Source organism: Streptomyces sp. NPDC086554 (genome assembly GCF_040686095.1).
In the GTDB taxonomy this organism is placed as follows: Bacteria; Actinomycetota; Actinomycetes; order Streptomycetales; family Streptomycetaceae; genus Streptomyces.
The window spans coordinates 59161-83556 of sequence record NZ_JBFBJK010000001.1 but is presented as its reverse complement, the minus strand read 5'-3'; the positions used below and the strand labels follow the sequence as shown (position 1 = coordinate 83556).

The following is a 24396-nucleotide window of genomic DNA, read 5'->3' as shown; positions in this document are numbered from 1 at the left end:
GCATGACCTATGACAGGTTGGTGTGCGCGAACTGCGCGGCGCCCGTCAGCGAAGGCCGCTGCCCCGTGTGCCGGGCCAGTCGCGAGCGCATGCAGCAACAAGAGGGGCCGTTCGGCGGCCTCAGCCCTGTGGCCCTGATAGGGGTCCTCGTGGTGCTGATCGCGGCGATGGCGCTGCTGGCGCAACAGACCGTTTAGCGCGCCAGGGGCGCGCCAGGACACCCAGAAGGGCCCGGAGCGCAGCTCCGGGCCCTTCTGACGTACGTCGCGTACATCACGTACGCGTACCGCGTGCCCTGGATCAGGCAGCGGCGCCACGGTTGCCGACGAAGCGCGGCAGAACGCGGAAGCCGATGCCGCCGGCGATCATCGTTGCGGCGCCGATCAGCAGGAACGTGGTCTCGGCGGCACCCGTCTCTGCGAGCTCGCCCTTGTCGGCCTTGTCGCCGCCCTGCTCGACCGGGGTGGAGCCCGTGTCGGTCAGGCTGTCCTTGCCCTTGCCCTGCTCGACGGGGTTCGACCCGCCGTCGGGGTCGTTGTCGTTACCGCCCGTGCCGTTGCCGTTACCCGGGTCGCTCGGGTCGGCGGTGGGCTCGTCCGTCGGGTCCGTGGGGTCCGTCGGGTCCGTGGTGGGCTCGGTCGGCTCCTCGGTGGGCTCCGTGGGCTCCTCGGTGGGCTCGGTCGGCTCCTCCGTGGGCTCCGTGGGCTCCTCGGTCGGCTCCGTCGGCTCCTCCGTGGGCTCCGTCGGAATCTCCGTGGGCTCCTCGGTGGGCTCCTCGGTCGGCTCGTCGTCATCGTCGCCCAGGCCGACGTCGACGCCGATGCCGTTCTCGTCGGCGTTGGCGTGGACGCCCGCACCGCCGAGCTCGACGCCGACGTCCAGGGCCGAGGCGGCACCGGCAGCGGTCAGCGAAGCACCCGCGGCGATCACCGCACCGGCCGCTATCCGTGCCACGCGGATCCGCGTCTTCTTGGTCATCTGGCTGCTACCCCCAGTAGCTGAATCGTCAGTGAGGCAGCGTCCGGGACTGCGTTCGCCGGGGGCGCTGGATCGGCCCCCACAGATCACACGCGTCCCAGAGATACGCATGCCGCTCGCTAGCCTTTCCACTTTTCATGGCAGCGTCAAGGTCGTTGCGGGCGCGATGTCTGAATTGGGGTCAGTTGACCGGCGTACGGAGATGTGACTGTGACGTAAGAGGCACAACAAAAGGCAACTGCCGCCACTGGGGCAGCAGTTGCCTTGTCGATTAAGCGGCGCGAACGCCTTTCGCTACTTCTCCTGCTGCTTGCGCCAGCGAATTCCGGCCTCGAGGAAACCGTCGATCTCGCCGTTGAACACGGACTCCGGGTTGCCGACCTCGAACTCCGTACGCAGGTCCTTCACCATCTGGTAGGGGTGCAGGACGTACGAACGCATCTGGTTGCCCCAGGAGTTGCCGCCGTCACCCTTGAGGGCGTTCATCTTCGCCTGCTCCTCCTGGCGGCGGCGCTCGAGGAGCTTCGCCTGGAGGACGTTCATCGCGCTCGCCTTGTTCTGGATCTGCGAGCGCTCGTTCTGACACGAGACGACGATGCCGGTCGGCATGTGCGTCAGGCGGACCGCGGAGTCGGTCGTGTTGACGCCCTGGCCGCCGGGGCCCGACGAGCGGTAGACGTCGATGCGCAGCTCGGACTCGTCGATCTCGATGTGGTCGGTCTGCTCGACCACCGGGAGGATCTCGACGCCGGCGAAGGACGTCTGGCGACGGCCCTGGTTGTCGAAGGGCGAGATGCGGACGAGACGGTGGGTGCCCTGCTCGACCGAGAGCGTCCCGTACGCGTACGGGACCTGGACGGCGAAGGTGGTCGACTTGATGCCGGCCTCTTCCGCGTACGAGGTTTCGTAGAGCTCCGTCTTGTAACCGTGGCGCTCGGCCCAGCGCAGGTACATGCGCTGCAGCTTCTCGGCGAAGTCGGAGGCGTCGACGCCGCCGGCCTCCGCGCGGATGGTGACGAGCGCCTCACGGGCGTCGTACTCACCGGAGAGGAGCGTGCGGACTTCCATCTCGTCCAGCGCCTTCTTCACGGCCGTGAGCTCGGACTCGGCCTCGGCGCGGGTGTCCGGGTCGTCCTCCTCCTCGGCCATCTCGAAGAGCACGCCGAGGTCGTCGATGCGCCCGCGCAGGGCCTCGGCCTTGCGCACCTCCGCCTGGAGGTGGCTCAGCTTGCTGGTGATCTTCTGTGCCGCTTCCGGGTCGTCCCACAGGGACGGCGCGGCCGCCTGCTCCTCGAGCACGGCGATGTCTGCCCTCAGCTTGTCGAGGTCCAGGACGGCCTCGATCGACTCCATGGTCGAGGAGAGGGACTTGAGCTCTTCGGATACATCGACGACTGCCACGGGTCCAGCCTAACGGCTGAGGGCAAGCGGTCTGCCCTCCCGGGCGGGGGGACGGGCACGGGCGCCCCTCCCGGGGCGGGGGTGCCGCGCGTCTGCTGCCCTGCGGGCGGCTGGGTCGGTGCGCGTGCGCTGCCCTGCGGGCGCCTGGGGTCGGTGCGTCTGCTGCCCTGCGGGCGGTTCCTGTCCCGCCGCTCCGCGGCGGATCTTTCCCACCCACCCGCCCGATTACCCCGCGTATGCGTTCACGGCACGCTCATGCCCCCACCCACCCGCCCGATCACCCGGCATCACCCAGGACTCGATGCAGGGCAAACGGGTGGGCGGGAGGGAGATCCGCCGCGGAGCGGCGGTGAAGCCGCCGGGCAGCGGGCGTGCCGCGCCAGGCCCGGGGATACCGGGCGATCCCGGCCCACCGTGCCGCGGCGGCGGGGCTCAGGGTGTTGTGGAGGAGGAGTTCTTCGTGTCCTGGGGAGGGGTTGCGTCCGCGTCGTCGCCGCTGGTGGCGGCCCAGGTGCCGATGCCCGCGGCCGCGACCAGGACCGCGCCCGCCACGCCGAGCGTAATCCTGCGGCGGCGGGCCGAGGCGCGGTGGCGGGCCGAGCCGGGGCGGGCGGCGCCGGCCGCGCGGGGGGCGCGGGCCGTGCCCCGTGCGCCGCCGGCGAGCTCGTCGGGGCCGGGGACACGCATCGAGGTGTGGGTGTCGCGGTTCGAGTCGGGGGCGGCTCCGGGGACGAGAGGGACCGCTCCCCGGCGGGGGGCGCCCGGCGCCGGGTCCGGCGCGGGCTCCTCCTCGGCCTCGTCGGGCAGCGGCTCCGTGTCCGGCTCGTCCACGTCCAGCGGCGGCATCCCTGCCACCAGCGGCTGCAGCTCCCGCAGGCGCGCGGCCAGCTCGGAGGCGCGCAGGCGGGATGCCGGGGCCTTCGCCAGGCACTGGACCATGAGCTGCCACAGCTCGTCCGGGATGCCGGGGAGGGGGACCACCGTCTCCGTGACGTGGCGGCGGAGCACCGCGCCCGGGTGACCGCCGCCGAAGGGTGTGAAGCCCGCCAGGAGTTCGTACAGGACCGTCGCGAGGGCGTAGATGTCCACCGCCGCGCGCGGGGGCAGGCCCTCGATGATCTCGGGGGCCAGGTAGTCCGGGGTGCCGATGATCTTCGTCGCGCGTGTGCGGCGCGGGGAGTCGATCAGCTTGGCGACGCCGAAGTCCGTCAGGAGCGCCGGGTGCGAGCCGCCGGGGCCCAGCGGACCCTGCATGTCCAGGAGTACGTTCTCCGGCTTCACGTCACGGTGCACGATCCCCGCCGCGTGCGCCGCCGCGAGCCCGTCCGCGACGTCCGCGACGATCGCCACCGCCGCCTCCGGAGCGAGCCTGCGCTCGCGGTCCAGGCGGGTGCGCAGGTCGGTGCCGCGGACGAGGTCCATGACCAGGGCGAGGTCGTTGCCGTCGACCACCAGGTCGTGGACGCCCACCACGCGCGCGTGGTCGAGGCTGAGGAGTGCCGTGCGCTCCTGGACGAAGCGGCCGACGAGCTCCTGGTCAGACGCCAGGTCCTCGCGAAGCAGCTTGATGGCGACGGGACCCTCGGGTCCCTCGCCGAGCCACACCGTGCCGGCGCTGCCCCGACCAAGGATCTGGTGGGCGGTGTACCGGCTGCCGATCTTGCGTGCCAAGACTGCTCCTACGGATGCGTGTTGGCGACAAAACTACGCGGCCTCGACGCCAACCTTCACTCCAGGAGCAGAAATCACCCTGCAGGTGTCGACAAATCCCCTGAGTCGGTAGGGGATTCGCCAAGAAGAGACCGGAAAACGGGACCGGAAACCCAAAGAGCGACCGGGAACCAATGGCTCCCGGTCGCTCTTTGGGTTCGCGTCGCGTTCTGGTTGTCGCCGCCCAGTGCTAGTTGCCGCCGCCCAGCTTCCCTATCCAGCCGGATACGGAGTCGTACCAGTCGGTCAGCTGGTCCCAGTAACCCTTCGTCGTACCGATCCACTCCTGGAGCGGGCTCAGCTCCCAGACGAGCCAGCTGGCCACGAAGAGGATGACGATGGTGAACAGGCACCCCTTGAGGCAGCCGAGACCCGGGATCTTCATCGGGTTCGCGCTGCGCTGCCTCGGCTCGCGCGGCGCGCGCCCGGCGGGCGGCTGCTGCGGCGGTGCCTGCTGCGGCGGCGCGGAGTACTGGCGCGGCTGCTGCTGGGGCTGCGGCGCCGGTGCGTACTGCTGCGGACGCTGCTGCTGCGGCGCGTACTGCTGGGGGCGCTGCTGCGGCTGCTGCGGGCGGGCCACCTGGCGCTGGGGGCGGCGGCGCAGCGGGTCCTGGCTCGGGTCCAGGTACTGGACCTGCGTCTGTTCGTTGCGGTCGCGGGCCGCCCGCATCTGGTTCTGCCAGGGGTGCGGGTCGTCCGGGTTCGCGCCGGACTGGTTCGGCGGCACCGGCGGCATGACGGCCGTCGGGTCGGCGTCCCCGGCACCGGGACCGGAGCCGCCGGTGTTCTGCATGACGCTCGTCGCGGCGTTCGGGTCGTACGATCCCGCGTTGCTCGGCAGGACCTGGGTGGGGTCGGCGGCGCCGGCCGTCCCCGGCACCGTCGCGGGCGCCGGATCGGGCATGAGGAGGGCGCCCACGCCCTCCGCGGCGGCGATCTGCGCGCTGGACGCGTGCACGCCCACGCCGTCGGCCACGGCCCGCAGGCCGCGCGCGAGGTTCTCGGCGCTCGGCCGGTGGTCGGGGTTCTTGCTCAGGCAGCGCTCTATGACCGTCCACAGCGGGTCCGGGACCGTGGAGGGGCGGCGCGGTTCGGCGCTGAGGTGCTGGTGCAGGACTTCGAGGGCCGAGCCGCCGGAGAACGGCGGCTGCCCGGTGACCAGCTCGTACAGCAGGATGCCCGCGCCGTAGATGTCGACCGCGCTGGTCTGCGGGCGGCCCTCGGCGGACTCGGGCGCCACGTACGCGGGCGTGCCGACGAATTCGTGGGTGCGGGTCAGGCCCGGGGAGTCGGCGAGGCGCGCGATGCCGAAGTCGGTGAGCATCGGGTGCAGCGACCCGCCATCGGCCTCGGTGGACTGCTTGAGCAGGACGTTCGCGGGCTTCAGGTCGCGGTGCACGACGCCGTCCGCGTGGCTCGCGGCCAGCGCGTCGGCGATCTGCGCGGTCATGAGGGCCGCGGCGACCGGCGTGAACGGGCCGTTCTCGCGGAGGTAGCGGTGCAGGTCGGGGCCCTCGACCAGGTCCATGACGAGGGCGAGGAGATCGCCCTCGACGACGAGGTCACGGGTCCGCACGATGTTCGGGTGGGTGAGCCTGAGCAGGACGGACCGCTCCCGGAGGAAGCGCATCACGACGTCCGCGTCGTTGGCGAGCTCCTCCTTGAGGACCTTGATCGCGACGGTCTCGCCGGGCTGGCCGGGGACGGCCGCCTCGGCGCCCGCGGTCTCGCGCTGGCGGGCTCGCCAGACGGTGCCCGTGGCGCCGCGCCCGAGCGGCTCCTCGAGCAGGTACTTGCTGCCTACCGGCCGCACGTTGCGCTCCCTGCTGATCTGGCTGGTCTGTCCGGACCCGGCTACCCGCCGGAGGGTGTTCCGACCCACTGTAATGCCGCCGAACGGGGCACCGGCGGGTCACATTCCGCGCCCGGCCCCAAGGTGTCCGGATCGTTGTTCGGTGGAAAGACGCCCGACCGGGGGCGTTGGTTGCCGGGTGGCGGCGAATTGACCTCCGTCACCAACAGGTGAACGTTGATCGCAACGGTCCAAGCAGGAACTTTTCCGAGCAGAGCCGACCAATCAAGATCACTTACGGGTGGCCGCCGGGCGCGTTGTCAGTGGCAGGTGCGAGGATGCTTTCCTGATACTGGCCGACGTGCCCGTGTGTGGTGGGGGAATCACAGCGCGAGTCCCCCTGCCCGGCGGCAAGGGCAGAAGGGACCGCTGACGGCGATGCAGATCCGGCTGACCGTCCTCGGGCCGCGCAGCGGCCGGACCGAGCCCCAAGGCGGCCCCGCGCGCGGGGCCTGTGACGTGCTGGTGACCGCCCCCGCGGGGACCGCGCTCGCCGCCGTCGCCTCCGGCCTCGCATCGGCCGTCGCGGGCGGCGAAGGCCCCCTGGTCCTGTACGCGGACGCGGAGCGGCTCGACGCGCAGCGCAGCACACTCGGCGAGCCACCGCTGATCGACGGAGCGGTGCTCTCGCTCGGCACCCCCGCCGAGCCGGGACCCGAACTGGCGGGCGTGGCAGCCCAGTTGCACGTGGTGGCGGGCCCGGACGCGGGCGGTGTGCACCTCCTGCACGGCGGGCAGATCCGCATCGGCCGCTCGGCGGACGCGGACGTCCCCCTCGACGACCCGGACGTCTCCCGGCTGCACTGCGCGGTGACGCTCGGCCCGGACGGCCAGGTGACCGTCACGGACCTGGGGTCCACGAACGGCACGACGGTGGACGGCCGCGAGATCACCCGCCGCCCGGTGCGCCTCTCCCCCGGCTCCCTGCTGCGGCTCGGTGAGTCCGCGCTGCGGCTCACCGGCGGGGACGGCGTGGGCGGCGCGCTGGCGACGGCTCCGGACGGCGAGGGGCACGTGCGCGTGCGGACCGCCCAGGACACCGAGGCCCCGCAGACCCCACCCCAGTCGGCCACCCCCTCCGAAGGCACCCACCACGCGTACGGCACCTCGGGGTGGGGCGCCTCCGGCGGGGACGGCCAGGACAGCGAGGAAGGGGCGTACGGAGCGCATGCGTACGGACAGACGCCGGTCACCGACGTGCCGCTCGTCCCCCAGCAGGGCGGCGCCCCCGACGCCGAGCGGACCCGCGTCGGCACTCCGCCGCGCGGGACGACCGTGCCGCGCGGCCTGCGCAAGCGGGGCGGCCTCTCCGCCTGGGCCCGGCGGCTTACCGGAGGCCGGGACGACGAGCATGCGCAGGCCGACATCGACGATGACGACGACGCGTACGGCACCGGCTCACCGGAACCGGCAGGCCCCACCCCCGAGGACCTCGCGGTGGCCGCCGCCGCGCGCACCCCGGAGTCCTGGCCCGACCCCGCGGCCCTGCTGCTCACCGCGCTCGGCCCCGGCCCCCGCCTCTGGGAGCGCGGCCCCGGCCACCCCGAGGCGCTCGCGGTCCGGCTCGGCACGGTCGACAGGGCGACGCCGGACGACCGCGGCCTGCTGCCCGCCGTCCCCGTGACGGTGAGCCTGCGGGAAGCGGGCGCGCTCGGCCTCGCCGGACCGCGCGAGCGGCTCACGGGCCTGGCCCGCGCGGTCGTCGCCCAGCTCGCGGCCCTGCACTCCCCCGACGCCCTGGAGATAGTGCTCCTGAGCACGGACCGCACGCGGCCCGCACCGGAGCGCGTCGCCGAGTGGTCCTGGCTCGGCTGGCTCCCGCATCTGCGGCCCACCCACGGCCAGGACTGCCGCCTCCTGCTCGCCTACGACCGCGAGCAGGCCCTGGCGCGTACGGACGAGCTGACGCGCCGCCTGGAGGATCACCTGGCGGACGCATCCGGGACCGGCCGTTCCGAGCCCGGCCGCGGCCCGTCCGCGCGCACCGTCGTGGTGGTGGACGGCGACCCCGGGGCCGCCGGGCTGCGGGAGGCCGTGACGCGGCTCGCGCGGGACGGATCCGCGGCCGGCATCCATGTCGTCTGCCTCGCCGAGACCCCGGCCGCCTCGCCCGCGTCCCCGGTGTCCGCCACGTACGAAGCCGCCTGCTCGGTGTCGCCCGCTTTCCGTGCCTGCGGTGCGGTCGCGCTGCTCAGCGGTGACGTGGCGACGGCGCTGCGGCTGCTGCGCACGGTGGACGGGCATCCGGCGGGGCACGGGACGGTCGCCGCGGTGGACGCGGTGTCGCAGGCCTGGGCGGAGCGGTTCGCCCGCGCGCTTGCTCCCTTCCGTACGGACGGGGCGCCCGGTGACGGGCACGCGCGCGTATCCGCGCCGTTGCCCCAAATGGCGCGGCTGCTCGACGAGTTGGGGCTGGCCCGTGCCACCCCCGCGTCCCTGATGGCGCGGTGGGCCGCGGCCGCCGACGATCCCGAGGCGCTCGGCGGGCGGGCCTGGACGGTGCTCGGGGCGGGGCCGCGCGGTCCCGTCGTCGTGGATCTCGCCGCCGAGGGGCCGCATCTGCTGGCCGAGGGCCCGGCGGGCAGTGGCCGCACCGAACTGCTGCGGTCCGTCGCCGCGTCCCTTGCCGCCGCCGAGCGGCCCGACCGGCTCGGGATCGTACTGATCGACGGGCGGGACAGCACGGGCAGCGGGAGCAGCGGCACGAGCGGGGGGAACGTACGGCTCGGGGAAGGCCTTTCGTCCTGCACCGATCTCCCGCACGTCACCACGCATCTCGCCGCCAACGACCCGGTCCGGATGCGGGAGTTCGCGCAGTCGCTCACGGCCGAGCTGAAGCGGCGGGCGGAGTTGCTCGGGCGCCTCGGGTTCGCCGAGTGGCATACGCAGCGGGAGGTTTCGGGGCGGCTTGTCGCGCAGCGCACGGGCGGTGGCGCTTCCGGCGCGGGGGCGGCTGCGGCCTCCTCCGGTGACGGGGATCTTGATCCGCCGCCGAGTTCCACGATGCGGTTGCGGCCTGCCGCCGCGCGGAAGGGGGCCGAGCCGGGGCCGCCGTTGCCTCGACTCGTCGTGCTTGTCGACGACTTCGACGCGCTGCTTTCGCCTGCTCTCGGGTCACCGGGGCGGCCTGCGGCGGGGTCGGTCGTGCGGGCCCTTGAGGCTGTGGCGCGGGACGGGGAGCGGTTGGGGGTGCATCTCGTGGCTACGGCGGGGCGCAGCGAGCGGACTCCGGAGACGGAGTTGGGGCGGCGGGCCGCGCTGCGGATCGTCCTTGACGCAGTGTCTCCTGGGGTGGACGAACCTGCCCCCGGCCGTGGGGAGTTGCGGTCCGCCGAGGGGCGGGTGAGTGCCTTCCAGGCGGGGCGGGTCACTGGGCGCATTCCTCGTACGGCGACCCTGCGCCCCACTGTTGTTCCGCTGGAGTGGGAGCGGATGGGGGATCCGCCGGCTCGGCGGCCTGTGCGGGAGCTGGGGAACGGGCCTACTGACTTGGCGTTGCTGGCCAGTGCGTTGGAGCGGGCTGCGCGGTCCGTTTCGGCGGAACAGGTGCCGTCTCTCCTGTAGCTCCGCACCGTGTCTGCTGTAGCTCCGCACCGTGTTGTTGCCGGGTGGGAATGTTGCTCCTCCGCTCGTGACGGCACGTCACAACGGCATCACGATCGGCTAGTTGTCATGGTTGGTGCTCTTGCCGGTGTTCCCCGGGCGGGCGTAGACAAGCCGCACGGGACTCGCTCGCCAGTGAAGAGAACGGGGCAGTGATGCGCAGCACTCTTCGTACACGCAGGGCACCGCACCATCGGCGTACCACCTCCAGGATCGCCGCGGCCGTCGTCGCGGGGGCGCTCGCCCTCACCGTCACCGCGTGCGGTGACGACGACAAGGACGACGGGAAGGGCGGGGACAAGGGCGGCGGCAAGGAGAGCGCGGCCGCAGTTCAACTGCCCAAGCTGGACGGGCAGAAGGTGTCCGTCGCCGCCGTGTGGGGCGGATCGGAGCGCAAGGTCTTTCTCAAGGTCCTCGACGAGTTCGAGAAGCGCACCGGCGCGGACGTCTCCTTCGTGCCCGCGCAGGACCCCATCATCAGCTTCCTGGAGTCGAAGGTCGCGGGTGGCCAGCCGCCGGACGTCGCGATGCTTCCGCAGGTCGGCGCCATTGAACAGGCCGTGACCAACAAGTGGGCCAAGCCCGTCGGGCCCGAGGCGCAGAAGCAGCTCGAGAAGAACTACGCGAAGGGCTGGCAGGACCTCGGGGCCGTCGACGGCAAGCAGTACGGCGTGTACTTCAAGGCGGCCAACAAGTCGCTCGTCTGGTACAACACGAAGGTTCTCGACAACGCGGGCGCCAAGGAGCCCAAGACCTGGGACGACTTCATGAAGACGGCCCAGACCGTGTACGACTCCGGCGTGCCGCCGATATCGGTCGCGGGCGCCGACGGCTGGACCCTCACCGACTGGTTCGAGAACATCTACCTCTCGCAGGCGGGCCCCGAGAAGTACGACCAGCTGGCGAAGCACGAGATCAAGTGGACAGACCCCTCCGTGAAGGAGGCGCTGACCACGCTCGGCGAGCTCTACGGCAAGAAGGGCTTCGTCGCGGGCGGCGCGGACGGCGCGCTGCAGACCGAGTTCCCGGCCTCGGTGAAGCAGACCTTCACCGGCGGCGAGCAGCCCAAGGCGGGCATGGTCTTCGAGGGCGACATGGTCTCGCTGCCGATCTCGGAGACCAAGTCCAAGGTCGGCACGGACGCCAAGGTCTTCCCGTTCCCGGCGGTCGGCGCCGAGTCCCCTGCGGTCGTCGGCGGTGACGCCGCGGTGGCACTGAAGGACAGCAAGGGCGCGCAGGCGCTCCTCACCTTCCTGGCATCGCCGGACTCGGCGAAGATCTGGGCCGAGGCGGGCGGCTTCGTGTCCCCCAACAAGAGCCTCGACCTGGCGGCGTACCCGAACGACGTACAGCGGGACATCGCCAAGGCGCTCATCGCGGCGGGCGACGACATCCGCTTCGACATGTCCGACCAGGCCCCGCAGGCCTTCGGCGGCACGCCGGGCAAGGGCGAGTGGAAGGCGCTGCAGGACTTCCTGAAGAACCCGAAGGACGTCGCGGGCACACAGAAGGCGCTGGAGACGGCCGCCGCCAAGGCCTACAAGGACTGACGCGCCATGGCGTCCGCGAACGCCGGGGGCACGCCGAACGTGGCGCTGCCCCCGGCCGCCAAACCGCGCAAGAGCGTGACCGGCACCCGCAAGTCCGTGGCAGTGCTCTTCCTGCTGCCCGCCCTGGTGCTGCTCGGCGCGCTCGTCCTCTACCCCATCGGGTACTCGCTGTTCCGCAGCTTCTTCGACAAGTCGGGCGACTTCACGGCGTTCGGCAACTACGAGACCCTGTTCACCGACGACACCATCCTCACCGCGATCAAGAACAACGCGATCTGGGTGGTGGTCGCCCCGACGATCGCGACCGGCCTCGGCCTGATCTTCGCCGTGCTCACCGAGCGGATCCGCTGGGGCACGGCGTTCAAGCTGGTCATCTTCATGCCGATGGCGATCTCGATGCTCGCGGCGGGGATCATCTTCCGGCTCGTCTACGAGTCGGATCCCGACCGGGGTGTCGCCAACGCCGTGTTCGTGACGGCGCACGACACCTTCGCCGAGTCGTCCGCTTTCCCGCAGGCGCACCCCAGTACGGAATCCCCGCTGAAGTCGGCGGGCGGGGGCGCCTTCATCACGCGCAAGGCGGTCTCGGCGGGCACCCCTGTCGCCCTGCCGCTGACCGGTGTCGCGCCGGACAACATGCCGGACGACGCCAAGTCGGCCGCGGCGGCGAAGCCGGACCCGGACCAGGTGACCGGCACGGCCTGGCAGGACTTCACACGCGGCAAGGGCCGGGGCGAGCTCAACGCCCCGGACAAGGCCGAGTTCGGCTATGCCGGGATCAAGATCGAGGCCGTCAAGGACGGCAAGGTGGTGGCATCGGCCGAGGCGGCGGGCGACGGCACCTTCGCCCTGCCCAAGGAGGCCGACGGGGCCCAACTCCGGTTCCCCGCATCGAACTTCCGCGAGCCGTACAACGGCGTGGACTGGCTCGGCCCGTCCCTCATCACGCCCGCGGTGATCGGCTCGTATCTGTGGATCTGGACGGGCTTCGCGATGGTCCTGATCGCGGCAGGCCTGGCGAGCGTGCCGCGTGAACTCCTGGAGGCGGCCCGGGTCGACGGCGCCAACGAGTGGCAGGTGTTCCGCCGGATCACCGTGCCGATCCTCGCGCCGGTGCTCGCCGTGGTCGCGGTCACGCTCATGATCAACGTACTGAAGATCTTCGACCTGATCTTCATCATCGCGCCGAACTCGTCGAAGGACGACGCGAACGTCCTGGCGCTGCAGCTCTACAACTCCGCGTTCCTCGACAAGGATTCGGGAGTGGCGAGCGCGATCGCCGTGCTCCTGTTCCTCCTCGTGATCCCGGTGATGCTCTTCAATATCCGGCGGCTGCGGCGGGAGGGACGACGATGACCACCCAAGTCGAAACGGTGAAGGCCAAGCAGTCGCTCGGCGGGCGGATCGCCGCCGTGGTCAGCGGCAGTGCCGTACGCGTCTTCCTCGTCGTCATCGGTCTCTTCTGGCTGGTGCCGACGGTCGGGCTGCTTCTCGGTTCGCTGCGCACCTCGTCCGACATGGCCGAGAGCGGCTGGTGGAAGGTGTTCAGCACCCCGTCGCAGATGACGCTGGACAACTACACCGACCTGCTCAAGGACGAGACGATCACCGACTCGATCCTGTCCAGCATCATGATCACCGTCCCGGCGACGCTGCTCGTCGTGATCATCGGGTCCCTGGCCGGATACGCCTTCGCGTGGATGGAGTTCCCGGGGCGCGACTGGTGGTTCCTCGGCGTCGTCGGGCTGCTCGTGGTGCCCGTGCAGGTGGCGCTGCTCCCGGTATCCAAGATCTTCGGCGGGATCGGCATCTTCGAGACGACGACCGGCGTGGTCGTCTTCCATGTGGCCTTCGGCCTGCCGTTCGCGATCTTCCTCCTGCGGAACTTCTTCGCGGAGATCCCGCGTGAACTCCTGGAGGCCGCACGCCTGGACGGAGCCGGTGAGCTGCGGCTCTTCCTCAGGGTCGTGATGCCGCTCGGCGCGCCCGCGATCGCCTCGCTCGGCATCTTCCAGTTCCTCTGGGTCTGGAACGACATGCTGATCGCGCTGATCTTCGCCGATTCCGAGAGCCCGCCGATCACGGTCGCGCTCCAGCAGCAGGTGCGGTCCTTCGGCGACAACGTGCAGATCCTGGCGCCCGGCGCGTTCATCTCGATGGTGATCCCGCTGGCCGTGTTCTTCGCGTTCCAGCGGCAGTTCGTGTCCGGCGTGATGGCGGGCGCCGTCAAGTAGCCGCCGGACAGTCGTCAAGTAGCCGCCGGATCAAGGCACTTGTACGTTCGTTCGGCGAGTGAGGCGGTCCCCGGCGGGGGCCGCCTCACCTGCGTCCATCCCCCGTCTGCCGCATCCGGCGTAACCCGACCGGCCCTCCGGGCGTTCCGGGCTGTATGCCCGCGTCGACCCATGGATGTGCCTTGCCCCGGTTCAGTGTCATCGTTCCCGTGTACAAGGTGCAGGCATATCTGCACGCATGCCTGGAGTCGGTCCTCGACCAGTCGTTCACAGATCTCGAACTGATCGTGGTGGACGACTGTTCACCGGATGCCTGCGGCGCCCTCATCGACGAGTTCGCGGCCCGCGACAACCGGGTGGAGGCCGTCCACCTCCAGGAGAACGTCGGCCTCGGCCGGGCGCGCAACGCGGGCATGGAGCACGCGACCGGCGACTACCTGGTCTTCCTGGACGGCGACGACACCCTCACCCCCGGCGCCCTGCACGCCATCTCCTACCGCCTCAAGGAGACGGACGAGCCGGACGTCCTCGTCTACGACTACGCGCGCACGTACTGGTCGGGCGAGACCGTACGCAACCAGTACGCGAACCTGCTCGACGAGGACGGCGACGCGCCCTTCCGGCTCACCGAGCGGCCGAGCCTGCTCAGGCTCCTGATGGTCGCCTGGAACAAGGCCTACCGCCGCGAGTTCATCGAGCGCGAGCGCTTCGTCTTCCCGCCCGGCTTCTACGAGGACACCCCCTGGACCTTCCCGGTCATGCTCTCCGCGGACTCGATCTGCACCCTCGACCGGGTCTGCCTGCACTACCGGCAGCGGCGCCGGGGCAACATCCTGAACACCACGAGCCGCAAGCACTTCGACATCTTCGACCAGTACGACCGGGTCTTCGCGTTCCTCGACGAGCACCCCGGTCTGGCGGCGTCCTGGCGGCCCGTCCTGTTCCGGCGGATGATCGACCACTTCTCGACGGTCTTCACCAAGCGCGACCGGCTGCCGCGCGGCACCCGCGCCGACTTCCTGCGCAAGGCCCGCTCCCACTACCGCCGCTACCGCGTCCCCGGCTCGCGCGGGAAGCCCGGCAGCCGGCTGCGGCACGCGCTGGTGCGGATGGGCTCGCACCGCACCTACCGGACCCTGTGGACGGCGCTGCGGCTGCGGACCAGGGCCAGGCGGTACGCGGCCACCGCGGGCCGCCGCGCCAGGGGCGCCGCGCTCCAGCTGCACTACCGGATCCAGCTGCGGCTTCCGGTGCGCGCCGACCGCGCGGTGTTCTCCTCGTACTGGGGGCGCGGCCACGGCTGCAACCCCGGCGCCCTTGAGGCCGCGGTGCGCGAGCACGCCCCGCACATCCGCACCGCGTGGATCGCCGAACCCCGCCACCACCACGCGGTGCCGACGGGAACCCGGAAGATCCGGCCCGGCACGGCCGCGTACTGGACGGCCCTCGCCCGCTCCAAGTACCTGGTGAACAACGTCGACTTCGACCGCAGGCTGGTCAAGCGCCGCGGCCAGGTGATGATCCAGACCCAGCACGGCACGCCCCTGAAGCTGATGGGCCTCGACCTCCAGGACCGGCCGGCCGCCGCACGGGACACGGACTTCGCGACACTCCTGAAGAACGCCGACAAATGGGACTACGTCCTGTCGGCGAACCGCCACTCGACGCTGGTCTGGGAGCGGGTGTTCCCCGCCTCGTACACGACCCTCGAGTACGGCTACCCGCGCAACGACATCTACCAGCGGGCGACCTCCGCGGACGTGGCCCGCCAGCGCGAGCTCATCGGCATCCCCCAAGGCGCGGTCGCCATCCTCTACGCGCCCACCCACCGCGACTACCGCCGCTCCCAGCTCCGCGCCCTCGACCTGGAGCGGGTGCTGCGGGCGCTCGGCCCCCGCTTCGTGATCCTGACCCGCGCCCATCACTCGTACGAGGCACCGCTCGCCTCCTCGTCGGGTCGCCTGATTGACGTGTCCGACCATCCGAGCGTCGAGTCCCTCTGTCTCGCGTCGGACGCCCTGGTCACGGACTACTCGTCGCTGATGTTCGACTACGCCAACCTCGACCGGCCCGTCGTCCTGCACGCCGACGACTGGGAGGCCTACGAGGCGGCCCGCGGCACCTATTTCGACGTGCGGGACTTCCCGCCGGGCGCGGTCGCGCGCAGCGAGGACGAGCTCACCGACATCTTCGCGACGGGCCACTGGCGCGGCTCGCGCTCGGCCCAGCTGCGCACGGCCTTCCGAAACCGCTTCTGCGTGTACGACGACGGGCGAGCGGCTGAACGAGTTGTGAGGCATGTGGTGCTCGGTGAGCCAGGGGGTCTACCGTCTGTGGCGCCACTGGCGGAGCGGCACCCCGCGCCGGCCGCGGGGGTGGCCGATGAGCCGCTGCCGCGGGCCGACGTATCCGAGCCCACTCCGCGCTTCTAACGGCATCGTGCGCCGAAACGTCCCCCACACGTCCGGCAGCACTGTCCGCCTCCCCCCATCCCCAGGACCAGACATGCAGCAAGCAACAGCGCACGCGTCCACGAACGGCACGGACACGGATCAGTTGCCGAGGCCGCACCGGCTCTCCGACGTGAAGGGATGGTTCCATCCGGTCGACCAGGTGCTCTTCGACTGGATCCTGAGCAGGCAATACGAACGTTCAGAGCGGGGCGACCTCCTGGAACTGGGCGCCTATCTCGGCAAGAGCGCCATTTTCATGGGTACGTATCTGCGCGACGAGGAGACCTTCACGGTCTGCGACCTCTTCGACTCGCCCGCGCCCGACGAGGCCAACTCCGCCGAGATGGGCCGCTCCTACCGGTCCACGCTCACGCGCCGCGCCTTCGAGGCCAACTACCGGTCCTTCCACGACGAGCTCCCGCAGATCGTCCAGGAGCCGTCATCCGGCATCACCGCTCACGTGGAGCCGGACACCTGCCGCTTCGTGCACATCGATGCCTCGCATCTGTACGAGCATGTGCACGCGGACATCGCCGCGGCCCGCGAGGTGCTCGGTGCCGACGGGATAGTCGTCCTCGACGACTTCCGTGCCGAGCACTGTCCGGGCGTGGCCGCGGCGACCTGGGGCGCGGTGGCGAGCACGGGGCTCAAGCCGCTGTGCATCACGGCCACCAAGTTCTACGGAACGTGGGGCGCCTACGACGCGATACACGCCGATCTCGCGGCGTTCCTGAAGGAGCGCGACGACATGTGGCACGGCGCCGAGGAGGTCGCCGAGTTCCCGATGATCCGGATCAGCGGCAAGAAGGCACGGTCGCCGGAGCATCCGGTGTCCCGATACGCCGGAGAGACCCCGGAGCCGGCGCCCACGCCGACCCGCACCAAGGGCCTGCTCGCATCACTGCTTTCGCGGACGGGACGTAACTGAGAGGGCCCCGTAAGGGGCGCGGGGAACTGCGCGACCAGCCCCCACCGACCCGCAGCCATCTCCGCGCCCCAGCAAAGCGCTCAGCGCTCAAGCAGCTCGAACAACGCTTCCCAGCGCTCAAGCACAGCCGCCTCCGAGAACCTCTGCACATTCACCCGCGCCCGCTCCCCCATCGCGTCCCGCAACCGCGGATTGCCGGTGAGGCGGAGGAGACGGTCGGCAAGGGCCTCGACATCGCCCGCAGGGGCAAGCAGCCCGTCCTCGCCGTGCCGGACGATCTCCCGTACGCCAGGCGCGCAGTCGAACGCCGCGCACGGCACCGCGCTGGCCATCGCCTCCATCAGGGCCAACGGAAAACCCTCACCGCGCGATGACTGCACGAAGACCGAGCTCTGCGCGAGCACGCCCGGCACATCGCCGGTGCGGCCCATCCACTCCACCGAACCGTCGAGGCCGAGCCGCGTGCACTGGCGCCTGAGGTCGGCCTCGTCCGCGCCCGCGCCGTAGATCCGCAGCGTCCAGTCGGGGCGCTGCGGGGCAACAAGGGCCCAGGTGTCGACGAGCATGTCGACGCCCTTCTGGTCGGCGAGCCTGCCGATGCTGCAGACCACCTTCTGGCGGCGCTGCGAGGGGACTTCGGGCAGGTGCGCAAGGGCGTTGGGCATCGCTCCGACGTTGTGCATGCCGTCGGCGATCCAGTCGTCGGCGTCCTCCTGGGTGAGCGCGAGCCAGCGGTCGACGGAGGGGTAGTTGCGCTTGACCGAGCGGTAGCGGTGGCAGGCACGGGTGTAGGCGTACGACTCGTGGCTCATGCCGATGATGCGCAGGCCGGCGGTGTCCGCCTCCCTGATCCACTCCATCGGCCAGACCTGCGTGACGATGGCGACGGCTCCGGGGCGCGCGGCACGGAAGAGCCCGGAGAGCCGGTCGACCGTCCGCTTCTTGGCGGCGATCCGCGCCGATTCGCGGCGCAGCGCCACGACGTTGAGACGGCCGAAACCGCGTAGGGGGCGGGGTGTCGGGGGGTGCTCGCGGTAGAGGCTGGTCACGGGGTAGCCGAGGTCGTCGGGGAGCACCAGTTTCAGCTCGGCCTCGTGGACGCCGATCACGTGCACGCGGTGGCCGCCGGCCTTGAAGAGGCGGGCCATCTGGTGGGCCCAGGCGGTGACTCCGCCCAGCTCGTCGACGGTGTTCGCGACGAGGAAGAGGTCGCGGCTGCGCACCGCGGCCGCGGTCGTGGTGGTCATGTGCCGGCCCCCTTGGCTGCCTTGACTGCGTCTTTCGTGTTCCCGAACCGCTCCCCGAACAGCGCGTCCACCACGTCCGCGGCGGCCCGCCCCTTGTCGTACGCGCCGAAGCGTTGCGCGAACGTCCGCCGGGCGTCGGTCCACGCCGCGTCGGACTGCTTCAGCGTGGCAAGCATCCGCAGCAGCTCCTCCTCGGTCTCGACCACGGGGCCGCCCGCGTCGTCCCGCAGCGCGAAGTAGCTGCCCCGCTCGGCCGCGTACGCGTCGAGGTCCGGCGCGAAGTGCACCAGCGGCCGGTCCAGGAGCGCGAAGTCGAACATGATCGACGAGTAGTCGGTCACCAGGATGTCGGCGAGGCAGAGCAGTTCGCTGACGTCGTGGTGGGCGGAGACGTCGACGACGGTGCCCGGCGGGCACACGGGGAGGCTCGCCGCCTCCATGTAGTGGGCGCGCACCAGGAGTACGTGGGTGTCGCCGAATCGGTCGGCGAACTTCCGTACATCCAGGGGGAGTTGTGCGGGTCTACTGCCCTTGGGCAGGCCGCGGAAGGTCGGCGCGTAGAGGACGACCGTCTTGTGGTCGGGGATGCCGAGTGCGGCGGCCGCGGCCGGGCGCGGGAAGCGGCCCGACGTCTCGTCGTCGGCGCGTGCGGCGACGAGCCGGTCGTTGCGCGGATAGCCGCAGCGCAGCAGCCGGTCGTCGGGGATGCCGTAGGCGCGGGCGAGGGTGTTCACGTCGTGCTCGGAGCGCACAAGGAAGTGGTCGAAGCGGTCGACGGCGCGCTGCAGGCGGGCGCGCTGCGGGGCGTTCTGCGTCTTGAGGCGCGCCTCGTCGAAGCCCATCCGCTTGTACGCGGAGCCGTGCCAGGTCTGCAGATACGTGGTGTGGCGCGGCTTCTCCAGGGCGTGCGGGAAGCCTTGGTTGTCGATCCAGAACTCGGCGCGGGCAAGGGACCAGAGGTAGCGCCAGGACCAACGGCGGGCCAGCCGGGCCGACTTGGGGAATCCGTCGGTGGACTTCGCGTACGACCAGGTGCAGCGGAGGCGCAGTCCCCGGTCGAGGATCTCCTGGTGGACCGCGCGGGGGCTGTCGCCGTAGCACTTGCCCATGTGGCTCTCGAAGACCACCGAGCCCTTGCTGACGGGAAGGCGGCGCAGCACCCGCCGGTAGGCGCGGATCTTGACGGGCTGCGCGCCGAGCCGGTCGAGCCTCTTGCGCAGGGCGCGGATCCGCAGTTTCAGCTTGCGGGCGGGGCGGAAGTGCGTGGCGTAGTGCAGTGCCGCACGCAGGGCGCGGGTGGTCCGGTCGCGGGGCCGCAGGCGCAGCTCCAGCTTGTTGCCGCCGGTGACGGTGATCCCCGGGCTCCTGCTCACGGTCTCCCGCTCGGCGACGAGTTCGGTACTCAACTCATCGCCGCCCGCCGTCAGTTGGAGTCTTGGCTCCCACACGCGGTCGCCGGTGCCGAGTTCGCGCGGGCCGCCGGTGAGCCGGACCCTGGCCCGCCAGACGATCGCGCCGTCGTCGTGGCGCACTTCCTCGACGGGTACGCGAAAGCCGCGCCGTGCAGCTCCGCGCGCCCGGACGTGGAGCCGGGCGGTGAGCGGCGGGCGCTCCGGGAGCAGGTTCGCGGGCAGCGCGACCCGGCCTTCGAGGACCGCTTCAGCGCCGTCGACCGCGCATCCGGTGAGGCGGTTGAGGAGTCGCGTCTCGCTCAACTCCCGGTGCTGGTGGCCGAGTTCCGTGACGTCGAGCACCTCGCGTACGCGGGGATCGTCGAGGCCGTCGGCCCGCCAGTAGACCTTGCCGTCGCGCTCGGTCAGCTCCGAGACCACCGCCCCCGGCCTGCCGAGTGCGTACGCGGCCGCGAGGACGCCCTCCGTGTCGCCCTCCGCGAGCAGCCGTACGCACACGCGCTCCACCGGTGCGAGCTCGTCCAGGGCGCGCAGGTCCACGCGGCCCTCCAGGTGGGGGGCGAGCGCGGCGGTGGTCTCGCGGCGCTGCTCGGCGGTGAGCCGCGGGAACGTCCGCGCGCACGGCAGCACATGGTCGCCGAGGAAGGCCCGCTCGCGCCGGTCGCAGAGGTCGAGGCGGCCGAGGCCGATCAGGAGCGCGGCGGCGCGGGAGTTGGCCTCCGCGAGGGCGGGGGTCTCGCGGGCGGGGGCGAGGGCCGCGCGGCGGGTGGTGATCAGGTTGGGCACGATCGCGACGCCCTTGGCGGCGAGCGCGGCCCGGACGCCGAAGAGGACCTCGCTGTGGGCGAGGTCCTCCGCGTACCGCAGCGCTGCCCGTTCCAGGACGTCACGGCGGATGCAGAACCCGGTGAGCAGGGAGTCCCTGACGACGAGTTCGGGGGCGTCGGCGAGGTCGTGCACCACCCTTGTCCTGCCGTGCACTCGGTCCTGCCAGCCGGGGCCCCGCTCCTTCTTGCCGCTGCCCGTGAGCCGCGTCCAGCGGCCCGCCACCAGGTCGGCTCCGGTGGAGCGCGCCGCCTCGAAGAGGTTGCGGCAGGCGTGCGCCTGGACGCGTTCGCCCGCGCCGACGACCATGACGTACCGGCCGCGTGCCGCGTCGAGCCCGAGGTTGCGCGCCGCCCCCGTGGAGAGGTCGCCTTCGGCGCGCACGAGGCGCACCCGGTGCGGGTGGTCGGCGGCGAGTGCGGCGGCCGCCTCGCTCACCGCGGGCTCGGTGCCGGGGTCGACGACGACGGCCTCGACGCCCGCCATCGACTGGCCCATGACGGACCGCACCGAGGCCTTCAGCGCGCCCGCGTCCTTGCCGCCGACGACGACACAGCTGATGTCGTGCAGATCGGGCGTACTGCTGCTCATGCGCGGCCTCCCTCGGGTGTGCCGTCCCCGCGCGCGACGCTGGCGAGCATGGCATCCACGACACCGGCGGCTGCGCGCCCGTCGTCCAGGTCGCAGAAGACCTCGCGGAATCGGTCGTACGCGTCGGCGTACGCGGCGGTGGCCGCCCGCGGGTCGCGCAGCGCTTCGATCACCTCGTCGCCCGTCGTGAGCAGCGGCCCCGGTGCCTGGGCCGCGAAGTCGAAGTAGAAGCCGCGCAGGGTGTCGCGGTAGTGGTCGAGGTCGTAGGTGTGGAAGAGCATCGGGCGGCCGGTCTGCGCGAAGTCGAACATCAGGGACGAGTAGTCCGTCACCAACACGTCGCTGATCAGGAGGAGTTCACTCACGTCGGGGTAGCGCGTGACGTCGCGGACGAAGTCGGACTCGGGGACGGCGCCCCCCACCAGGTAGTGCCTGCGCACGAGGAGCACCTGGTCGTCGCCGATGGCGCGCTCGGCGGCGGCCAGGTCGAGCCGCAGGTCGAGGCCGTAACGGCCGCCCTTCTTGGGCTGGTTCTCGCGCCAGGTCGGCGCGTACAGGACGACGCGTCTGCCCTCGGGGATGCCGAGCCGTTCGCGTACGGACGCGGCGACCTTCTCGCGGTCGACGGCGTGCAGCAGGTCGTTGCGCGGGTAGCCGCACTCCAGGACCTCGCCGGTGTGGCCGAAGGCGCCGCGCAGCAGGGGCGTCGAGAAGCGGTTCGGGGACACGAGCACGCTCCACTGGGCGGCGCGGGCGGGCAGCGTCGCCATGTAGGCGGCGTCCCCGGACGCGTGGCCCGCCAGGTCGCGGCCGATGCGCTTGAGCGGGGTGCCGTGCCAGGTCTGCACGACGAACTGCCCTTCGGCGCGCTCGAACCAGTCGGGCAGCTGGGTGTTGGTCACGATGTGGCGGCATCGGGCGAGCGCCTCGTACCAGTCGGCGCTCCACATGGCGATCGGCACGGCGCTCTCGGGCAGCTCGACCTGCTGGTCGCGCACCACCCACAGATGCTCCAACTCGACGTCACGGCCGACCAGTTCCTCATGGATGGCGCGGGGCGAGTCCGAGTACTGCCGTCCGTCGAAGCTGCAGTACAGGACGGCGTCCCGCAGCCGGGCGCCGCGCTGTGCCGCGTACGCCTCACGCAGCCGCCGCTGCCGGGGGCCGCCCCGGTCGGCCGGGGGCAGCGCGGATCCGGAGCGCAGGTGCAGGCCGTCCTGGGCGTGCCGCTTCAGCGTGATCTCACGGCGGGACAGGGTGCGGGTGAGCGGCAGTCGGCGGTCGGTGCCGGGCGCCACGCACACCGGGGTGTACTCATCGGGGTCGCTCTCGCCCGGCTCGCGCAGGTAGAGGTTCCAGCGCCCCTCGGCGAGCGGCAGGGTGCCCGCATGGCCCCGGACGGCCTCCGGTCGCAGTGCCGCCGTGAACCGTCCGCCGTCGATCCGCACCGGAAGCACGGCCTCGTCGCCGTGGCCGCCGTGCACGAGGACGAGCTCCCCGGTGCGGGGCCGCTCGGCCGGGTGGCTGCCTTCGAGGACGAGTTCACCGTCCCAGGTCACGCTGTCGACGAGCGGCCGCACGGTCTGGTCGCGCAGCTCCAGGTTGCCCGACGCGTTGGCGAGGACGAGGAGTTCACGTCCCGGCCGCAGGCCGTACCGGCCCGGCGCCACCTCGGGGCGGACGGCCAGCGGGGTGCGCTCCCCGCCGCCACGGACCACCGCGACACCCCACGGGTCGGCCTTGCGCGGCTCGCCCGTGCGCTCGTCCACCTCGGTCTTGAAGAGGCCGAGCGGCACGTCCGCGCTGAAATCCCGGCTGTTCACCACGGCCGGGACGTCGTGTGCCTCCTTGGTGTGCCAGTTCTCGACGCGTACGGAGTCGATGGCCTGGGACTCGCCCGCCGCGAGCCGCCCGTGCAGCCGGACGGCACCACCGCACCCCTCGTGCGCGACGAGCCGCGCCGCCACCCGCTCCGTGCGCAGCCGCAGACGTCCCTTGCTGTGCGTGACGGCCACCCGCAGGAAGTCCTCCAGATACCGCACGGGCAGCGCGGGAAGGCCGCTCATCCTGACAGGCCCTGTGCGCGGCAGGAGCCCGCTGACCGCGCCCATCTCCACGTTCCAGGTGGTACTGCGCAGCTTGGTGACGGTCCTCCTGGGATCGACGACCGTCTCGAACCCGGACCGGTCGTAGCTGTGCAGCCCCTGCTTGGAGCGGTACGTCGCCTCGCGCGCCCGCACCGTGCGCAGCTTCAGCGGAAGGACGCGCCGCCGCCCCGCCCGCAGCCAGGCGACCCTGGCCCGCGCCCCGATCCGCCCGGCCGGCAGATTGCGGATGTACGCGAAGCCCTTGAGCCGCAGCAGGCCGTCGTCGTCCCACGCGGCCTGCGTGAGCTGCGCGGTGAGCGGCACGTCGGAGCGCTTGAGGGCGACCGTCTCGCGCGGCAGCCCGCCGATCCCCGGGTAGTCGGCCCGGCGCCTGCGCAGGCCGCGGACCCGGAAGGCTCCCGGGTTGGACTTCTCGTACGCCATGAAGGCCATCAGGTCGCCGACGCGGCGCTGCTGTACGAGCCGCCATCGGACGCGCAGGGCGAGCGGCAGCGCGTCCACGACCGATCGGTCGACGGTGGCGGCGAAGGCGTTGGCGTGGTCGAGGAAGGCCTCGTGGTACTCGGCGTCGCCGTGCGGCAGGGCCTCCATGAACAGCCACAGGTCCCCGGAGAACACCGTCCGGTCGTAGCGCCGCTTGGCCTCGGCCCAGAGCTCGCCCTCCGGTGTCCCCTCCGTCTCCCCCGCCTTCCCGGCGAGGAAGCCGCTCGCCGCGAGGACGGCGGCGGTGCGGTCGCGGACGGCGCGGGGCTCGGTGCGGCCGCTGGTGATGGAGCCGTCGCGGTCGCGCCAGAGATAGACGGGGTCCTTGAGCACGTCGACGGCGTCGGCGAGGAAGTGGGCGGGGATCGTCACGGGGGTGTCCTCGAAGAGGACACCCTCCGGGAAGGCAAGGTCGTGCCGGTCCCAGAAGGTCCTGCGGAAGACCTTGTTGCAGGCGATGCGGTCGCCGAGCAGACCCCAGTCGCGGGTGACGTGCGTGCCGCTGCGGTCCGTCTCCATCGTCTTGCGGAACATCGGGGACTGCCTGCTCACGCCGTCGGGCCGCAGCCGGTGGACGTTGCCGGTGACGAAGTCGGAGCCCGACTCATCGAGCGCCGCGAGCATCCGTTCGTACGCGTCGGGCGGCACCACGTCGTCGCTGTCGACGAACGCCAGAAAGCTGCCGTGTGCCTCTCTGACCCCCGCGTTGCGGGCCGCGCCGAGCCCTGCGTTCTCCTGCTCGACCAGCCTGAATCTCTCGTCCCGTGCGGCGAACTCACGGGCGATGCGCGGACTCCCGTCGGTGGAACCGTCGTTGACCATGACCACTTCGAAGTCCGGCATGGTCTGCTCGGCCAGTGACCGTAGGCAGGAGTCGAGGAACTCCTCGACGTTGTAGACGGGGACGACGACGGCGAGTCGGGGTGTCATGCGCTGCGCACATTCCTTCCGGAGAACTGTCGGGCACGGCTGCGCGTCCTGCGGGGGACCTACTGGTTAACAACAACAGCCGCCCTCGCGG

14 protein-coding genes are annotated in these 24396 nt (G+C 71.7%); 7 read left to right on the top strand and 7 right to left on the bottom strand.

Annotation, left to right across the window (positions count from 1 at the left end; genetic code table 11):
- The first annotated feature begins 2 nt into the window (after positions 1-2).
- Positions 3-197: a hypothetical protein gene (locus AB0O76_RS00275; RefSeq protein ID WP_365483215.1), complete on the top strand. Its 195-nt coding sequence runs from the start codon at positions 3-5 to the stop codon at positions 195-197.
- A 103-nt stretch (positions 198-300) separates the two neighbouring features.
- Here the strand turns inward: AB0O76_RS00275 and AB0O76_RS00270 are convergent, their stop codons facing one another.
- The 4 genes from AB0O76_RS00270 to AB0O76_RS00255 form a co-directional block, all read right to left on the bottom strand.
- Complete coding sequence (locus tag AB0O76_RS00270) at positions 301-978, bottom strand: hypothetical protein (protein ID WP_365483212.1); 678 nt, start codon at positions 976-978, stop codon at positions 301-303.
- Between the two features lie 294 nt (positions 979-1272).
- Positions 1273-2379, bottom strand: coding sequence for a peptide chain release factor 2 (gene prfB, locus AB0O76_RS00265; protein WP_365483209.1), 1107 nt, complete (start codon positions 2377-2379; stop codon positions 1273-1275).
- Between the two features lie 432 nt (positions 2380-2811).
- Positions 2812-4050 (bottom strand): serine/threonine-protein kinase, encoded by a 1239-nt coding sequence (locus AB0O76_RS00260; RefSeq protein WP_365483206.1) that lies wholly within the window; start codon positions 4048-4050, stop codon positions 2812-2814.
- A 229-nt stretch (positions 4051-4279) separates the two neighbouring features.
- A complete protein-coding gene (locus AB0O76_RS00255; protein WP_365483204.1) occupies positions 4280-5902 on the bottom strand; it encodes a protein kinase in 1623 nt (540 codons plus the stop codon).
- 417 nt (positions 5903-6319) lie between these two features.
- On the opposite strand from AB0O76_RS00255, the gene AB0O76_RS00250 reads away from it, so the two are divergent.
- The 6 genes from AB0O76_RS00250 (at position 6320) to AB0O76_RS00225 (ending at position 16709) form a co-directional block, all read left to right on the top strand.
- Complete coding sequence (locus tag AB0O76_RS00250; protein WP_365483201.1) at positions 6320-9505, top strand: FHA domain-containing protein; 3186 nt, start codon at positions 6320-6322, stop codon at positions 9503-9505.
- 194 nt (positions 9506-9699) lie between these two features.
- Positions 9700-11094 carry an ABC transporter substrate-binding protein gene (locus AB0O76_RS00245; protein WP_365483198.1) on the top strand — a complete coding sequence of 465 codons (1395 nt, stop codon included), beginning with the start codon at positions 9700-9702 and terminating at the stop codon, positions 11092-11094.
- Positions 11095-11169: 75 nt separating this feature from the next.
- A complete protein-coding gene (locus AB0O76_RS00240; RefSeq protein WP_365484373.1) occupies positions 11170-12450 on the top strand; it encodes a sugar ABC transporter permease in 1281 nt (426 codons plus the stop codon).
- Entirely contained in the window at positions 12447-13328 is an 882-nt protein-coding gene (locus AB0O76_RS00235) for a carbohydrate ABC transporter permease (RefSeq protein ID WP_365483195.1), read from the top strand. The genes AB0O76_RS00240 and AB0O76_RS00235 overlap by 4 nt, the downstream gene beginning before the upstream one ends.
- Before the next feature lie 182 nt (positions 13329-13510).
- Entirely contained in the window at positions 13511-15760 is a 2250-nt protein-coding gene (locus AB0O76_RS00230) for a bifunctional glycosyltransferase family 2 protein/CDP-glycerol:glycerophosphate glycerophosphotransferase (RefSeq protein WP_365483192.1), read from the top strand.
- 73 nt (positions 15761-15833) lie between these two features.
- Positions 15834-16709, top strand: coding sequence for a class I SAM-dependent methyltransferase (locus AB0O76_RS00225; RefSeq protein ID WP_365483189.1), 876 nt, complete (start codon positions 15834-15836; stop codon positions 16707-16709).
- An 80-nt stretch (positions 16710-16789) separates the two neighbouring features.
- Here AB0O76_RS00225 and AB0O76_RS00220 read toward each other — a convergent pair whose 3' ends face one another.
- Genes AB0O76_RS00220 through AB0O76_RS00210 form a run of 3 tightly spaced genes read right to left on the bottom strand, consistent with a single transcriptional unit; the run spans position 16790 to position 24305 of the window.
- The gene (locus AB0O76_RS00220; protein ID WP_365483186.1) at positions 16790-17956 is read right to left on the bottom strand and encodes a glycosyltransferase; all 1167 of its coding nucleotides are present in this window, start codon (positions 17954-17956) and stop codon (positions 16790-16792) included.
- A complete protein-coding gene (locus AB0O76_RS00215) occupies positions 17953-20784 on the bottom strand; it encodes a CDP-glycerol glycerophosphotransferase family protein (RefSeq protein WP_365483183.1) in 2832 nt (943 codons plus the stop codon). The genes AB0O76_RS00220 and AB0O76_RS00215 overlap by 4 nt, the downstream gene beginning before the upstream one ends.
- Positions 20781-24305 carry a CDP-glycerol glycerophosphotransferase family protein gene (locus tag AB0O76_RS00210; RefSeq protein WP_365483180.1) on the bottom strand — a complete coding sequence of 1175 codons (3525 nt, stop codon included), beginning with the start codon at positions 24303-24305 and terminating at the stop codon, positions 20781-20783. The genes AB0O76_RS00215 and AB0O76_RS00210 overlap by 4 nt, the downstream gene beginning before the upstream one ends.
- Positions 24306-24396: the final 91 nt, after the last annotated feature.